This window comes from Achromobacter sp. 2789STDY5608621, from assembly GCF_001299375.1.
Taxonomy (GTDB): Bacteria; Pseudomonadota; Gammaproteobacteria; order Burkholderiales; family Burkholderiaceae_B; genus Achromobacter; species Achromobacter insuavis.
Genome location: NZ_CYTU01000031.1, coordinates 57,458 through 71,280, shown reverse-complemented (window position 1 = coordinate 71,280; position 13,823 = coordinate 57,458). Strand labels below are relative to the sequence as shown.

At 68.3% G+C, this 13,823-nt stretch carries 10 protein-coding genes; 6 read left to right on the top strand and 4 right to left on the bottom strand.

Going from position 1 to position 13,823, the window contains the following annotated elements; all coding sequences use genetic code 11:
• Positions 1–169: 169 nt before the first annotated feature.
• Positions 170–1,153: a Bug family tripartite tricarboxylate transporter substrate binding protein gene (locus AOZ53_RS23525; protein WP_054489586.1), complete on the bottom strand. Its 984-nt coding sequence runs from the start codon at positions 1,151–1,153 to the stop codon at positions 170–172.
• 301 nt (positions 1,154–1,454) lie between these two features.
• Positions 1,455–2,354 (bottom strand): LysR family transcriptional regulator, encoded by a 900-nt coding sequence (locus tag AOZ53_RS23520; RefSeq protein WP_054433573.1) that lies wholly within the window; start codon positions 2,352–2,354, stop codon positions 1,455–1,457.
• 149 nt (positions 2,355–2,503) lie between these two features.
• On the opposite strand from AOZ53_RS23520, the gene AOZ53_RS23515 reads away from it, so the two are divergent.
• The 5 genes from AOZ53_RS23515 (at position 2,504) to AOZ53_RS23495 (ending at position 10,076) form a co-directional block, all read left to right on the top strand.
• Positions 2,504–3,418, top strand: a complete 915-nt coding sequence (locus tag AOZ53_RS23515; protein ID WP_054433572.1) for an SDR family NAD(P)-dependent oxidoreductase — start codon at positions 2,504–2,506, stop codon at positions 3,416–3,418.
• A gap of 7 nt (positions 3,419–3,425) precedes the next feature.
• The gene (locus AOZ53_RS23510) at positions 3,426–4,286 is read left to right on the top strand and encodes a MaoC/PaaZ C-terminal domain-containing protein (protein WP_054489584.1); all 861 of its coding nucleotides are present in this window, start codon (positions 3,426–3,428) and stop codon (positions 4,284–4,286) included.
• A complete protein-coding gene (locus tag AOZ53_RS23505; RefSeq protein ID WP_054489580.1) occupies positions 4,283–5,512 on the top strand; it encodes a CaiB/BaiF CoA transferase family protein in 1,230 nt (409 codons plus the stop codon). Before AOZ53_RS23510 ends, AOZ53_RS23505 begins: the two co-directional genes overlap by 4 nt.
• Before the next feature lie 258 nt (positions 5,513–5,770).
• Positions 5,771–8,359: an autotransporter family protein gene (locus AOZ53_RS23500; protein ID WP_231690671.1), complete on the top strand. Its 2,589-nt coding sequence runs from the start codon at positions 5,771–5,773 to the stop codon at positions 8,357–8,359.
• A gap of 265 nt (positions 8,360–8,624) precedes the next feature.
• On the top strand, positions 8,625–10,076 hold the full coding sequence (locus AOZ53_RS23495) for a methyl-accepting chemotaxis protein (protein ID WP_054433569.1): 1,452 nt from the start codon (positions 8,625–8,627) through the stop codon (positions 10,074–10,076).
• Positions 10,077–10,191: 115 nt separating this feature from the next.
• On the opposite strand, the gene AOZ53_RS23490 is transcribed toward AOZ53_RS23495, so the two are convergent.
• Positions 10,192–11,715: a fumarate hydratase gene (locus AOZ53_RS23490; RefSeq protein WP_054433568.1), complete on the bottom strand. Its 1,524-nt coding sequence runs from the start codon at positions 11,713–11,715 to the stop codon at positions 10,192–10,194.
• A gap of 77 nt (positions 11,716–11,792) precedes the next feature.
• Positions 11,793–12,560: a crotonase/enoyl-CoA hydratase family protein gene (locus tag AOZ53_RS23485; RefSeq protein ID WP_006393032.1), complete on the bottom strand. Its 768-nt coding sequence runs from the start codon at positions 12,558–12,560 to the stop codon at positions 11,793–11,795.
• Positions 12,561–12,817: 257 nt separating this feature from the next.
• On the opposite strand from AOZ53_RS23485, the gene glyQ reads away from it, so the two are divergent.
• Entirely contained in the window at positions 12,818–13,822 is a 1,005-nt protein-coding gene (gene glyQ / locus AOZ53_RS23480) for a glycine--tRNA ligase subunit alpha (RefSeq protein WP_231690670.1), read from the top strand.
• The last annotated feature ends 1 nt before the right edge of the window (position 13,823 follow it).

The window sequence follows — 13,823 nt, the reverse complement described above, 5'->3', positions numbered from 1 at the left end:
GCTACCGGCTGATGGATGACGACGTCCCTACCCCAGCACCCTCCCACTGCGGAAGGCGCATCTACACCATACAAGGATGACGACGGGGCAGTCCGGAGCGAACGCTCCGGACCGCAATCGTAGCCCCGCCATCCCCCGCCTGCCCCGCCATGCGCGTCCCCAGAACCACTTATTCCAACTTGATCCCCGCCGTCTTGATCACATCCCTCCACTTACCCACCTCGCTTCGCAAGAACGCCCCAAACGCCTCCGCACTCCCCGGCTTAGGCTCCGCCCCCGCCGCCACCATCGCCTGCGCCGTCGCCGGATCCGACAACACCTTCACCATGTCCGCATTCACCCGCGCCACGATCTCCCCAGGCGTCCCCTTCGGCGCCAACACCCCGCTCCACGAATACGCCTCATACCCCGGCACCCCGGACTCCGCAATCGTAGGCACCCCCGGCAACATGCTCGACCGCGTCGGATTCCCCACCCCCAACGCCCACACCTTCCCCGTCTTCAGATGCGGCACCGCCGACGGTCCATCGGCGAACATCACCTGCACCTGCCCGCCCAGCAGATCCTGCATCGCCGGCGCGCTGCCGCGGTAAGGGATGTGCTGGATCTTCACCCCCGCCATCGCATTGAACAACTCGCCCGCCAGGTGCGTGCCGCCGCCCGTCCCCGAGGAACTGAACGACAGCTTGCCCGGATTGGCCTTCGCATAGGCGATCAGTTCGCTCACCGAATTCACCGGCAGCGACGGATTCACCACCAGCACGATCGGGAACACCGCCGCCATGCCCACCGGCACGAAGTCGCGATTGATGTCGTAGGTCAGGTCGCCGCGCAGGCTCGGCAGCACCGCGTGGTGGATGGAGGCGAAAAAGAAGTTGTAGCCGTCCGGCTCGGCCTTGGCGGCGAACTGCGCGCCGACGATGCCGCCCGCGCCCGAGCGGTTGTCCACAACGGTCGGCACGGACCACAGGTGGCCCAGCGGCTGCGCCGTGAAACGCGCGGTGGTGTCCACCGGACCGCCGGCCGGAAACGGCACGATGAAGGTCACGGCATGGCCGGGCCAGGTGGCGGCGCGGGCGAAAGTGGGCAGCAAAGTCGTGGCGCACGCAGCGCCCAGCCCCGCGATGACGCGGCGGCGTTGGGGATCTAACAAGGCAGTCTCCTGAGTCGTTCTTGTCGATGGCGCGGCCGCAAGCCACACCGGAACGACGCGGTGCCTTGCCGCCTGCCGGCCCCATTTTTTCTGCTGCCCGCGCATCAGGCGCGGCCGGGGCTTTTTTTATTATTTGCCGCGCGGCCGCTTTTGCCGCTACACATTTTCAAAAGCCCCTCTTTCGCCGCGACGCCACGTTCGCTGATCGGACACTATCGCCGGCCCGATGTGGCGTCATGGCCACGGCCGCGCGCACGTTGCGTCAACCGGGGCCGGACCATCGCGCGCCCTGCCGCCGGGGCTACTGCCCTCGCGCGGCCCGCTGCACGTGCTCGATGAAGCACTCGGCGAAGCTCGGCAGGTCGCGGCCGCGCTGGCGGCACAGCAGGCGGTCGCGCAGGGCCCACGGGTCGTCCAGCTTCAGCACGTGCAGCGCATCGGGCCGGCTGTAGCGCGCCGCGCAGGCGCGCGGCACCACGGCGATGCCGGCGCCGGCCTCGACCATGCGGCACACGGCCTCGAAACTGCCCACGTGCACGCGCTGGCAGATGCGCTTGCCCAGGCCGCTGGCGATGTCCTCCAGGAAGGTCTGGATGGCGCTGTCGGGATGGATGCCGACGAACTGATAGGCGTCGATCAGGTCGGCGAAATGCGCCGATTTCGAGGCCGCCAGCGGATGATCCAGCGCCGTGACCACGGTGAGCTCATCGCGGAACAGCGGCGTCACGTCCAGGCCCTCGACATCGATGTTGCCGGCCACCAGCCCCAGGTCGCCGGCGCCCGCGCGGATCGCGATGACGATGTCGCCCGAGATCTTCTCTTCCAGCTCGACATCCACGTCGGGGTTCTCGGCCAGGAAGGTCGACAGCGCGTCCGCCAGGAACGAATTGGTGGCGGTGGTGTTGGCCAGCAGGCGCAGCCGTCCCTTCAGGCCGCTGGCGTAAGGCTGCAGGTCGGCGTTCAGGCATTCGAGCTGGCGGAACACCGCGTTGGCGTGCTTGAGCAGCACCTCGCCCGCCGGCGTCAGCGCCACGCCCGTGGCCATGCGCACCAGCAGCCGCGCCTTGAAGGCCTCTTCCATGTGCTTGACGCGCGCGCTGGCCGCGGGCAAGGACAGGAAGGTGCGTTCGGCCGCACGGGTCAGATTGAGCGTCTCTCCCACGTTCAGGAAGAGCCGCAGGTCAGTCAGATCATGTCTCATGTTCCACCACACAGAAGGGGGGCATTTCTAATTTTGAATTCTTCGAATGCCGTCACGAACATACCATGGGGCAACCCCGTAAACCATACGGTTTGACGCGGAACTGTTTCCCAACGCGGCGCGCGCCGCGGCATCAGGAGTGAGTCCCCATGAGCGGTATTGTTTCCGGCAAGGTCGTCGTCGTCACAGGCGCGGGAGGCGGCATCGGCCGCGGCATCGCGCTGGCCATGGCGCGGGCGGGCGCCAAGGTGGTGGTCAACGACATCGGCGTCTCGCTGACCGGCGAAGGCGGCGGCGACGGCCCGGCGCACGCCGTGGCGCGCGAGATCGCCGCGGCCGGCGGACAGGCCGTCGCCAACACCGACAGCGTGGCCGCCTACGACAGCGCCAGCCGCGTCATCCAGGCCGCCGTCGACGCCTTCGGCCGCATCGATGCGGTGGTCAACAACGCCGGCAACCTGCGCGACCGCGTGTTCCACAAGATGAGCGAAGAGGAATGGCGTCAGGTCATCGACGTGCACCTGAACGGCTCATTCTTCATGAGCCGCGCCGCCGCGCCGTATTTCCGCGAACAGGAATCCGGCGCCTTCGTGCACATGACCTCCACCTCGGGCCTGATCGGCAACTTCGGCCAGGCCAACTATGCCGCCGCCAAGCTCGGCATCGTGGCGCTGTCCAAGTCGATCGCGCTCGACATGGCGCGCTACAACGTGCGCTCGAACTGCATCGCGCCGTTCGCCTGGAGCCGCATGACCAGCTCGATTCCCGCCGAGACCGACGAGGAAAAGGCGCGCGTCGAGAAGCTGAAGAAGATGGAAGCCGACAAGGTCGCGCCCATGGCCGTGTACCTGGCCAGCGATGCGGCCAGCGCCATCACCGCGCAGGTGTTCGCGGTGCGCGCCAACGAGATCATGCTGATGAGCCAGCCGCGGCCGCTGCGCAGCGTGCACTACAGCGAGGGCTGGACGCCCGAACTGATCGGCGAGATCGCCGTGCCCGCCATGCGCAAGCACTTCTACGCGTTGGAGCGTTCGCCCGACGTGATCGACTGGGACCCCATCTGAGACCGCCATGCCGCTCGACTACGCAACCGTGAAGCACTGGCGCTTCGACGACGTGCGCCAGCACTACGACGACAAGGACACCATGCTGTACGCGCTGGGCATCGGCCTGGGGCAGGACCCCGAGGACACCCGCCAGCTACGCTACGTGTACGAAAAGGACCTGCGCGCCTTCCCCACCATGAGCGTGGTGCTGGGCTACCCGGGATTCTGGATGAGCGATCCGCGCGCCGGCATCGACTGGGTCCGGCTGGTGCATGGCGAACAGCGGCTGACGGTGCACACGCCGCTGCCCACGTCCGGCACCGTCATCGGCAAAAGCCGCATCACCCACGTGATCGACAAGGGCGCGGACAAGGGCGCCATCGTGGTCACCGAACGCACGCTGCACGACACCGCCGGCACCCACCTGGCGACCCTGCGGCAAAGCACCTTCTGCCGCGGCGACGGCGGCTTCGGCCAGGGCGACGCCAGCCCCGAGCCGCTGCCCGCCGCGCCGCAGGGCGAGCCGGAGCGCCGCTGCGAACTGCGCATCCCGCCGCAGGCGGCGTTGCTGTACCGCTTGAACGCCGACCGCAATCCGCTGCACGCCGACCCCGAGGTGGCGCACCAGGCCGGCTATCCCAGGCCGATCCTGCATGGGCTGTGCTCGTACGGCGTGGCCGCGCATGCCGTGGTCAAGACCTGGTGCGACTATGACGCCGCCCGCCTGACCCGGCTGGACGCGCGCTTTTCGGCGCCGGTGTATCCGGGCGAGACGCTGCAATGCGATATGTGGCGCATGCCCGACGGGCAGATCCGCTTCATCGCCCGCGCTGTCGAACGCAATATCGTCGTGATGAGCCATGGCGCCGCCGAGGTGCAATCATGACGCGCCCGCCCGCATTGGACGGCATCCGAGTGCTGGACCTGTCGCGCATCCTGGCCGGCCCCTGGTGCACGCAGAACCTGGCCGACCTGGGCGCCGACGTCATCAAGATCGAACGGCCCGGCGTCGGCGACGACACCCGCGCCTGGGGCCCGCCCTTCCTCAAGGACGGCCAGGGCATCGACACCAACGAGTCGGCCTACTACCTCAGCGCCAACCGCAACAAGCGTTCGGTCGAGGCCGACATGGCCACGCCGCACGGCGCCGCGCTGATCCGCGAACTGGCGGCGGTCAGCGATATCCTGGTCGAGAACTTCAAGGTCGGCGGGCTGGCCAAGTATGGCCTGGACTACGCCAGCCTGAAGGCCATCAACCCGCGCCTGATCTACTGCTCGGTCACCGGCTTTGGCCAGGACGGCCCGTTCGCGCAGCGCCCCGGCTACGACTTCATGATCCAGGGCATGGGCGGCCTGATGAGCATCACCGGCGAACGCGACGACCTGCCCGGCGGCGGCCCGCAGAAGGCCGGCGTGGCGGTCACCGACATCGTCACCGGCATGTATGCGACGGTGGCGATCCTGGCGGCGCTGCAGGAGCGCCACCGCAGCGGCCTGGGCCAGCACCTGGACATCGCGCTGCTCGACAGCCACGTGGCGCTGCTGGCCAACCAGAACTCCAACTACTTCAACTCCGGCGTGGCGCCGACGCGCGCCGGCAACGCCCACCAGAACGTGGTGCCCTACCAGGTGTTCGCCGCCCGCGACGGCCACCTGATCGTGGCCACCGGCAATGAATCGCAGTACCGCGCCTATTGCGCGGCGATCGGCGCGCCCGAACTGGGCGATGATCCGCGCTTTGCCACCAACCGGCTGCGCGTGGCCAACCGCGGCACGCTGGTGCCCTTGCTCGCGGACATCATGCGCGAGGGCAGGCGCGATGACTGGATCGCCCGGCTGGAAGCGGTGGGCGTGCCCTGCGGGCCGATCAACGACATCGCCCAGGCCTTCGCCCATCCGCAGGCGCAGGCGCGGCAACTGCGCCGCGACCTGCCCCACCCTGGCGGCGGCGTCGCGCCCGTGACCGCCAGCCCGCTGCGCTTCTCGGCCTCGCCGGTGGTGTATCGGCGCGCCCCGCCGCTGCTGGGCCAGCACACCGAGGAAGTGCTGCGCGACGTCCTGGGGAAGTCGCCGCAGGCGATTGCCGCATTCGTGGCTGGCCGCGCGGGATAGCAGTCTGATTTCTTGCCATCCCCGCTCGCTTCCTCTGCCCTTGCGCGCCTACATTCACACAATCAAAAAGATCTCCGCATGCATTGACCAGCTTGGTTTTTATTTAAGCCGGGTTGGTCATCAAACGCCGTTTTCGCATTCCTACACTTACCGGCACGTCATTCATCCGTCCGGTAAATGTAGGGCACGTCCATGCAATTCCTGTCTTTCCGAAAGCAGTCTGTTCCCCCCAATCGCCTCACGTATGCGGCGCTGCTCATGCTGGCCCTGAGCGCCGGCGCGGCCTTGCCGGACGCGGCGCTCGCCGACGCGGGCAAGCGTGGCGGCGGCCAGGGCGGGCGGGCCATCAAGAACAGCGCCCTGAGTCCGCTTATCCGCGGCGGCGAAGGCGGTGGATTGGAGGCCGTCGTCGCGGGCGGCGTGGTCGGCGCGGGCGGCAATGCCACCAACAGCCCGGGCACCGGCGGTCTCGCCCCCGCAACCCTCGGCGCCGATGAAACAACCATCACGGTCGACGCGCACGGCCGCAATGGCAGTTGCGCCGCGCCGTGCACCCCCGATGGCCCCGATCATTCCGGCGGCGGCGGCGGCGTCGCCATCCTCGGAGGAGAAAATACCCGCCTGACCGTGGCCGCGGGGGTCGACGTCCAGGGCGGCGCGGGCGCGTTGGGCGCCGACGGGCTGGTCTACGCCGGCGGCGCCCTGCACACGGCCGGCGGCGGCGGCGGCGGCGGCGCGGGCATCGCCGTGCAGTCCGGCACCTTGACCCTGAACGGCAACGTCACGGGCGGCGCGGGGGGCCCCTCTCCGTACCAGCCCGGCGGCGGCGGCGATGGCGTGGTGCTCGGGCATGGCGACATCATCGTCAATGCGCGGATCTCCGGCGGACAAGGCGGCTCGCGCCGTTACTACGGCACCCCGAGATCGGCCAGCGGAGACGGGGGCAGCGGCATATCGATCGGCTCGGGCACCGTCATCAACAACAACGTCGTGCTAGGCGGCCGCCCGGGCGCCGTGGAGGTCCCCGCCGCGGCCACCGAGGGCAAGGTCGGCGTCGCGCTGCGCGCCGGCTCCAACACCACGGTCACCAACAAGCGCCGCTTCAACAGCAGCGGCGGCGCCGCCATCGTGTTCGAAGGCAACGACAACACGCTGATCATGTGGTCCGGCTCCGACATCATTGGCGATGTCCGCTTCATGGGCCAGCGCAATCAACTGGCGCTGGGCAGCGACGACGACGCCCCCACCACGGCGAAGATCTGGAGCGACGGCAATCTCGACTTCGGCACCGATGGCGTCTACACCGTCCGGGTCACGCCCTCCGCGGCGGACCGCCTGGATGTCGTGAATGCCGCCAGGCTCAACGGCGCGGCCGTGAAGGTCAACGCCATGGCATCGGACCTGTACGCCGAGCACACCACCTACACCATCCTGCACGCCGACGGCACGTTCAACGGCACGCGCTTTGGCGACGTGGCGTCCAACCTGGCGTACCTCACCCCCACACTCAGCTATTCAGACGACGATCAGGACGCCCTGCTGACGTTGGCGCGCAAGGAAGCGCCCGCGCCGCGCCCTCCCGATCCGGCTCCGCCTCCTCCCGATCCGGTGCCGCCGGTGATTGACCCGGCTCCGCCTTCTCCCGATCCGGTGCCGCCGGAAGCGGGCGGCGGCGCCCCGTCGGGATCGATTCGTTTCGCCGATCTGCTCGGCGGGCGCAACGCCATCGCCGCCGCCAATGCGATCGACGGCCTGCCCGACGGGCATGACCTCTACCGCCACGCGCTGAACCTGCCCGAAGGCGCGCCGCAGGCCTTTTTTTCGGCGCTCGCCGGGGAACTGCACGCCAGCGTCCGCCATGCGCTGCCCGGCCTGGACGCCACGATCCGCAACGTGCCCCTGGCGCATCTGCGCGCCAATCTGTCCGCGGGCCTGCGTCCCGGCGAACCGATCGCGGCGGCCGGCCTGAGCGACGCCGCGCCGGCCGCGTCCACGCTGCCCGTCTCCCGCGCCCGGCCGGTCTGGGCGCAACTGATCGGCAACTGGCAGCGCCAGGACGCGACCGATGACACGACCGCCGTCCGCCTGCGCACCACCGGTCTCTTCGTCGGCGCGGACCATGCCCTCGGCGCCGGCTGGCGCCTGGGCGGCGCGCTCGGGTACACCGACAGCCAGTTGCGCACCAAAGGCACGGCAGACCGCGGCGGCATCGACAGCTACAGCGCGCTCGCCTACGGCGGCAAGGCCTTCGAGGCCGGTCCCGGCACGCTCAACCTGATGCTGGGCGCGTCCCATACCTGGCACGACATCGACACGCGGCGGCGCGTCGCCGTCGGCGGCCTGGACCAGACGTTGCGAGCCGGCTATCGCGCCAACACCACCCAGGTCTTCACCGAACTGGGCTACACCCTGGCCCCCGGCAGCGGCCTGACGCTCGAACCCTACGCGGGCCTGGCGTGGGCCGGCCTGCGCAGCCGGGCATTCCAGGAAAGCGGAGGCAGCGCCGCGCTCTCGGGCACGCGCCAGGCCACCCGCACCACGACGGCCACGCTGGGCCTGCGCGCCGCCCAGTCGCTGCAGATGGGCCCGCTCCAAGGCAGCGTCACGGCCGGCGCTGGCTGGCGCCGCGCCTTCGGCGATCTGCGGCCGACCTCGACGCTGGCGTTCGATACCGGCTCGGCCTTTACCGTCACCGGCGCGCCCATCGCCCGCAACGCCGCGCTGCTCGAAGCCGGGCTGCAGGCGCAGGCCGGCCGCAATGCGACGGTCGCGCTGAACTACGCGGGACAACTCGGGGCGGGCAGCCGCGACCACAGCGCCACGCTGAGTTGGCGCTGGACCTTCTGACCGCTCCCTTTATCAGACGGCCTAACCGGTCCCAACCCGCGGTTTTGCGCTCCCTGAACCTTATGATGCCGGTCACCCACTGATAAAGGATTCCGCAGGCCGACGGCGGCGTGCCCAGGCGCCAATCCACTGACTATCCGCTTGCGCCGCTGCCCTGGGCCTGACTGCGCGCCGTTCGCCCGCAGCGTCGCGAACGCCGGCAATCCGAGGTCTTCCGAGACCTCGGCCGCAATGACGCGGCGGAACATTTTCGTTCGAGTTCAACATGCATTGGTTTTCCCTCAAGCGTCTGTTCCGTCGCAAGCGCGACACGCGAAGCGCCGATCTTTACGGCCAGATCGCCGCGATCCACAAGGCGCAGGCGGTCATCGAATTCGACCTGGACGGGCATGTGCTCATGGCCAACCAGAATTTCCTCGACGCCATGGGCTACACGCTTGAAGAATTGCTGGGGCAGCATCACCGCATCTTCGTCGCGCCCGACCGCCGCGATTCGCCTGAATACATGGCCTTCTGGGACAAGCTCAAGCGCGGCGAATACGACGCCGGGCGCTATCGCCGCATCCACAAGGATGGCGGCGACGTCTGGCTGCAGGCCAGCTACAACCCGATCCTCGATGCCGCCGGCCGGCCCTTCAAGGTGGTCAAGTACGCCACCGACGTCACCGAGCAGCAGCGACGCCAGGCGGACACCGAAGGCCAGCTCGAAGCCATCTCCAAGGTGCAGGGCATCATCGAGTTCGAACTGGACGGCGCCATCATCCGCGCCAACGACCTGTTCCTGGACGCCATGGGCTATCGCGAAGACGAATTGCGCGGCCGGCACCACAGCATGCTGGTGTTGCCCGAAGAGGTCCGCAGCCCCGCCTACAAGGAATTCTGGCGCAAGCTGCGCGGCGGCGAATACGACACCGGCCAGTACCTGCGCATCGGCAAGAACGGCCGCCGCGTCTGGATCGAGGCCAGCTACAACCCGATCTTCGACGCCGAGGGGCGGCCGTTCAAGGTGGTGAAGTTCGCCACCGACATCACCAAGCGCTTCACCGCCGCGCAGACGCTGCGGGTGGCGGTCCAGGGCCTGACCGAAAACGCCGAACGCGCCAGCCAGGCCAACACGCTGGCGCGCGACGCCTGCCAGGTCGCCGAGGAAGGCGGCAAGACCGTGGCCGGCGTGGTCGCCACCATGGGCACCATCACCGACAGCTCGCGGCGCATCTCGGAAATCATCGGAGTCATGGATGGCATCGCGTTCCAGACCAACATCCTGGCGCTGAACGCCGCGGTCGAGGCGGCGCGGGCCGGCCCCCATGGCAGGGGTTTCGCGGTGGTGGCGGCGGAAGTGCGCAGCCTGGCCCAGAACAGCGCGTCCGCGGCCAAGGAGATCAAGGACCTGATCACCACCTCGGTCCAGCAGATCGGCAGCGGCGCCGAACAGGTCCAATCCGCCGGCGCCACCATGGAGAACATCGTGACCTCGTCGCGGCGGGTCACCGAGATCATGGGCGAAGTGGTCGAGGTGTCGCTGGCGCAATCGGCCAAGCTGGGCGACGTGACCGAGGACATCACCCAGATGACGGCCGAGGCGGCGCACGAATTGCAGCGCGCCTACGACGTGCATGACCGGCCCGTGACGGCGCGGCCGACCGCGTCGGCGCGGGCCGCCGCGGCCGGCTCCCCGGCGCCCTCGCAACCGGCGCTGGAGTACGTGCGCTACTGACCTGGATCGAGCCGGCCAACGAAGCCCGCGCAGACGGCGGGCCCCGACACGCGCCGGCAGGGATAAAAAAAACGGGCGCCGTCTCCGGCGCCCGTTTCGCGTTCCCGCCGCCGGCTTACGCCGTGGCGACCGGGATCTTGCCGATCCGGGCCTGCCATTCCTTCGGGCCGGTGGTGTGGACCGAGGTGCCCTGGGCGTCAACCGCCACGGTCACCGGCATGTCCTTCACGTCGAACTCGTAGATGGCTTCCATGCCCAGGTCGGCGAAACCCAGCACCTTGGCGCCGCGGATCGCCTTGGACACCAGGTAGGCCGCGCCGCCCACGGCCATCAGATAGGCCGAGCCGTGCTGCTTGATCGACTCGATGGCGACGGGGCCGCGCTCGGACTTGCCGATCATGGCGATCAGGCCGGTCTGCTCCAGCATCATGTCGGTGAACTTGTCCATGCGGGTGGCGGTGGTCGGACCGGCCGGGCCCACCACTTCGTCGCGCACCGGATCGACCGGGCCGACGTAGTAGATGACGCGGTTGGTGAAGTCCACCGGCAGCGGCTCGCCCTTGGCCAGCATGTCCTGGATGCGCTTGTGCGCGGCGTCGCGGCCGGTCAGCATCTTGCCCGACAGCAGCAGCGTCTGGCCCGGCTTCCAGCTGGCGACTTCTTCCTTCGTCAGCGTGTTCAGGTCGACCTGCTTGGACTTGTTGTAGTCCGGCGCCCAGTGCACTTCCGGCCATTCCGACAGCGACGGCGGGTCCAGGCGCGCCGGGCCCGAGCCGTCCAGCTCGAAGTGGGCGTGGCGGGTGGCCGCACAGTTCGGGATCATGGCGACGGGCTTGGAGGCCGCGTGCGTCGGGAAGGTGCTGATCTTGACGTCCAGCACGGTCGTCAGGCCGCCCAGGCCCTGGGCGCCGATGCCCAGCGCGTTGACCTTCTCGTACAGCTCGATGCGCAGTTCTTCGAGCTTGTTCTGCGGGCCGCGGGCCAGCAGTTCGTACATGTCGATGTCTTCCATCAGCGACTGCTTGGCCATCAGCATGGCCTTTTCGGCGGTGCCGCCGACGCCGATGCCCAGCATGCCCGGCGGGCACCAGCCGGCGCCCATGGTCGGCACCGTCTTGAGCACCCAGTCCACCAGCGAGTCGCTGGGGTTGAGCATGGCGAACTTCGACTTGTTTTCCGAACCGCCGCCCTTCGAAGCCAGCTGCACGTCGACCTTGTCACCCGGGACAAGCTCGACGTGCAGGATACAGGGCGTGTTGTCGCGGGTGTTCTTGCGGGCGAACAGCGGATCGTCCAGCACCGAGGCGCGCAGGGGATTGTCCGGGTTCAGGTAGCCGCGGCGCACGCCTTCGTCGCACAGTTCCTGCAGGGTGCGCTTGGTGTCGAAACGCACGCCCATGCCGACCTTCAGGAACACGTTGACGATGCCGGTGTCCTGGCACAGCGGGCGCTTGCCCTCGGCGCACATGCGCGAGTTGGTCAGGATCTGGGCCATCGCGTCGCGCGCGGCCGGGCTTTCCTCGCGCTCGTAGGCGCGGGCCAGGTGGCGGATGTAGTCGACGGGGTGGTAATAGCTGATGAACTGGATGCCATCGGCTATCGACTGGATGAAGTCTTCTTCTTTGATGAGGACGGACATGGCGATATGCGGGTTACGGAGGGAAACATGAAAACGCGGCCGGCGAACCGGCCGCGCGCGATGGGGTGCAGCTTATTTTATTTTCCTTGCCAGACCGGTTTGCGCTTTTCAGCGAAAGCGGTGGCGCCTTCCTTGGCGTCGGCCGACGAGAAGATGTGGGCGATCAGCGGACGCTGGCGGCCGAACATCTCTTCCTGGGTCCAGTCGCCGGACTGCGCCACGATGCTCTTGGCGGTCTGCACCGACAGCGGGCCGTTCTCGACGATGGCGCGGGCCAGTTCCAACGCGCCGGCCAGGGCGCCGCCCGGCTCGGTCAGGCGGTTCACCAGGCCGAAGCCGTAGGCACGCTCGGCGCCCAGCATGTCGCCGGTCAGGATCACTTCCATGGCGATGTGGTACGGCAGGCGGCGCGGCAGGCGCAGCATGCCGCCGGCGCCGGCCACCAGGCCGCGCTTGACCTCGGGCAGGCCGAACTTGGCGTTGCTGGCGGCCACGATCAGGTCGGACGCCAGCGCCATTTCGCAGCCCCCAGCCAGGGCGTAGCCTTCGACGGCGGCGATCAGCGGCTTTTTCGGCGGCGCTTCGTTCAGGCCGGCGAAGCCGCGGCCTTCGACGTAGGGGCGCTGGCCCGACTTGGCGAAGGCCTTCAGGTCCATGCCCGACGAGAACGTGCCGCCCGCGCCCGTCAGGATGCCGATGCGCACGTCGTCGCGGCTGTCCAGCTGATCCAGGGCGGCGGCCATGGCCTGGGCGGTTTCCAGGTTGATGGCGTTCTTGGCCTCGGGGCGGTTGATGGTGATGATCTGGATGCCGTCGGCGACTTCCACCTTGATCAGGTCAGACATGCGGATGCTCCTTCCGGGGTTTGGGGATGTTGGTTTTATATAAGACTGGTCAACCTGGAATGATACGACCAATGCCCGGCCGCCGCAGGGCGGCGCCCGGGCCGTGTCCGCCTGGAGCACGCCCCGCCCGATATGTAACCGCCAGGATGTAACCGCAATCCCGGGGTCCGGCCCCGAGGCCGCCCCGGGGCAGTTAAAATGCCCGGTTTCCCACGCCCACGGCAGACGTCGCCCGGCGACCGAATTCCAAGAATCCTATGCTCACCTTTCAGCAAATCATCCTTACGCTCCAGGAATACTGGGACAAGCAGGGTTGCGCCCTGCTGCAGCCCTACGACATGGAAGTCGGCGCCGGCACCTCGCACACCGCCACCTTCCTGCGGGCGATCGGCCCGGAGCCCTGGCGCGCGGCCTACGTGCAGCCCTCGCGCCGCCCCAAGGACGGCCGCTACGGCGAGAACCCCAACCGCCTGCAGCACTATTACCAGTACCAGGTGGTGCTGAAACCCGCGCCCCCGGAAATCCTGGACCTGTACATCGGTTCGCTCAAGGCGCTGGGCATCGACCCGACGCAGCACGACATCCGCTTCGTCGAGGACGACTGGGAAAACCCGACGCTGGGCGCCTGGGGCCTGGGCTGGGAAGTCTGGCTCAACGGCATGGAAGTGACCCAGTTCACCTACTTCCAGCAGGTCGGCGGCCTGGATTGCACCCCGACCACGGGCGAGATCACCTACGGCCTGGAACGCCTGGCCATGTACCTGCAGGACGTGCAGAGCGTGTACGACCTGGTCTGGACCGAAGGCGCCAACGGCCGCCGCGTGCTGTACCGCGACGTGTTCCACCAGAACGAAGTGGAACAGTCCACCTACAACTTCGAATATTCGTCGGCCGAGATGCTGTTCGCGCACTTCAACGACTACGAAGCCGAGGCCAAGCGCCTGATGGACGTGCCGCTGGCCCTGCCGGCCTATGAAGCCACGCTCAAGGCCGCCCACACCTTCAACATGCTGGACGCGCGCGGCGCGATCAGCGTCACCGAGCGCGCCGCCTACATCGGCCGCATCCGCAACCTGTCGCGCGCCGTCGCGCAGGCCTACTACGATTCCCGCGAACGACTGGGCTTTCCCATGCTGGGCCGCGACAAGGCCGCTGAAGCCCCGCCCTTGGCACATGTAGTCGCGCCGGGCCAACCCGTACTTCTCAGACAATTCAACTTCTCCAGATCGGGGCACGACACCTCCACTGGGGAGGTTGCATAAA

Bases quoted from the DNA above. Each gene is read 5' to 3' on its own strand.
- AOZ53_RS23485 (WP_006393032.1), bottom strand. From the start codon at position 12,560: ATGTCTGACCTGATCAAGGTGGAAGTCGCCGACGGCATCCAGATCATC.
- AOZ53_RS23515 (WP_054433572.1), top strand. From the start codon at position 2,504: ATGAGCGGTATTGTTTCCGGCAAGGTCGTCGTCGTCACAGGCGCGGGA.
- AOZ53_RS23490 (WP_054433568.1), bottom strand. From the start codon at position 11,715: ATGTCCGTCCTCATCAAAGAAGAAGACTTCATCCAGTCGATAGCCGAT.
- AOZ53_RS23500 (WP_231690671.1), top strand. From the start codon at position 5,771: ATGCTGGCCCTGAGCGCCGGCGCGGCCTTGCCGGACGCGGCGCTCGCC.
- AOZ53_RS23520 (WP_054433573.1), bottom strand. From the start codon at position 2,354: ATGAGACATGATCTGACTGACCTGCGGCTCTTCCTGAACGTGGGAGAG.
- AOZ53_RS23510 (WP_054489584.1), top strand. From the start codon at position 3,426: ATGCCGCTCGACTACGCAACCGTGAAGCACTGGCGCTTCGACGACGTG.
- AOZ53_RS23505 (WP_054489580.1), top strand. From the start codon at position 4,283: ATGACGCGCCCGCCCGCATTGGACGGCATCCGAGTGCTGGACCTGTCG.
- AOZ53_RS23495 (WP_054433569.1), top strand. From the start codon at position 8,625: ATGCATTGGTTTTCCCTCAAGCGTCTGTTCCGTCGCAAGCGCGACACG.
- glyQ (WP_231690670.1), top strand. From the start codon at position 12,818: ATGCTCACCTTTCAGCAAATCATCCTTACGCTCCAGGAATACTGGGAC.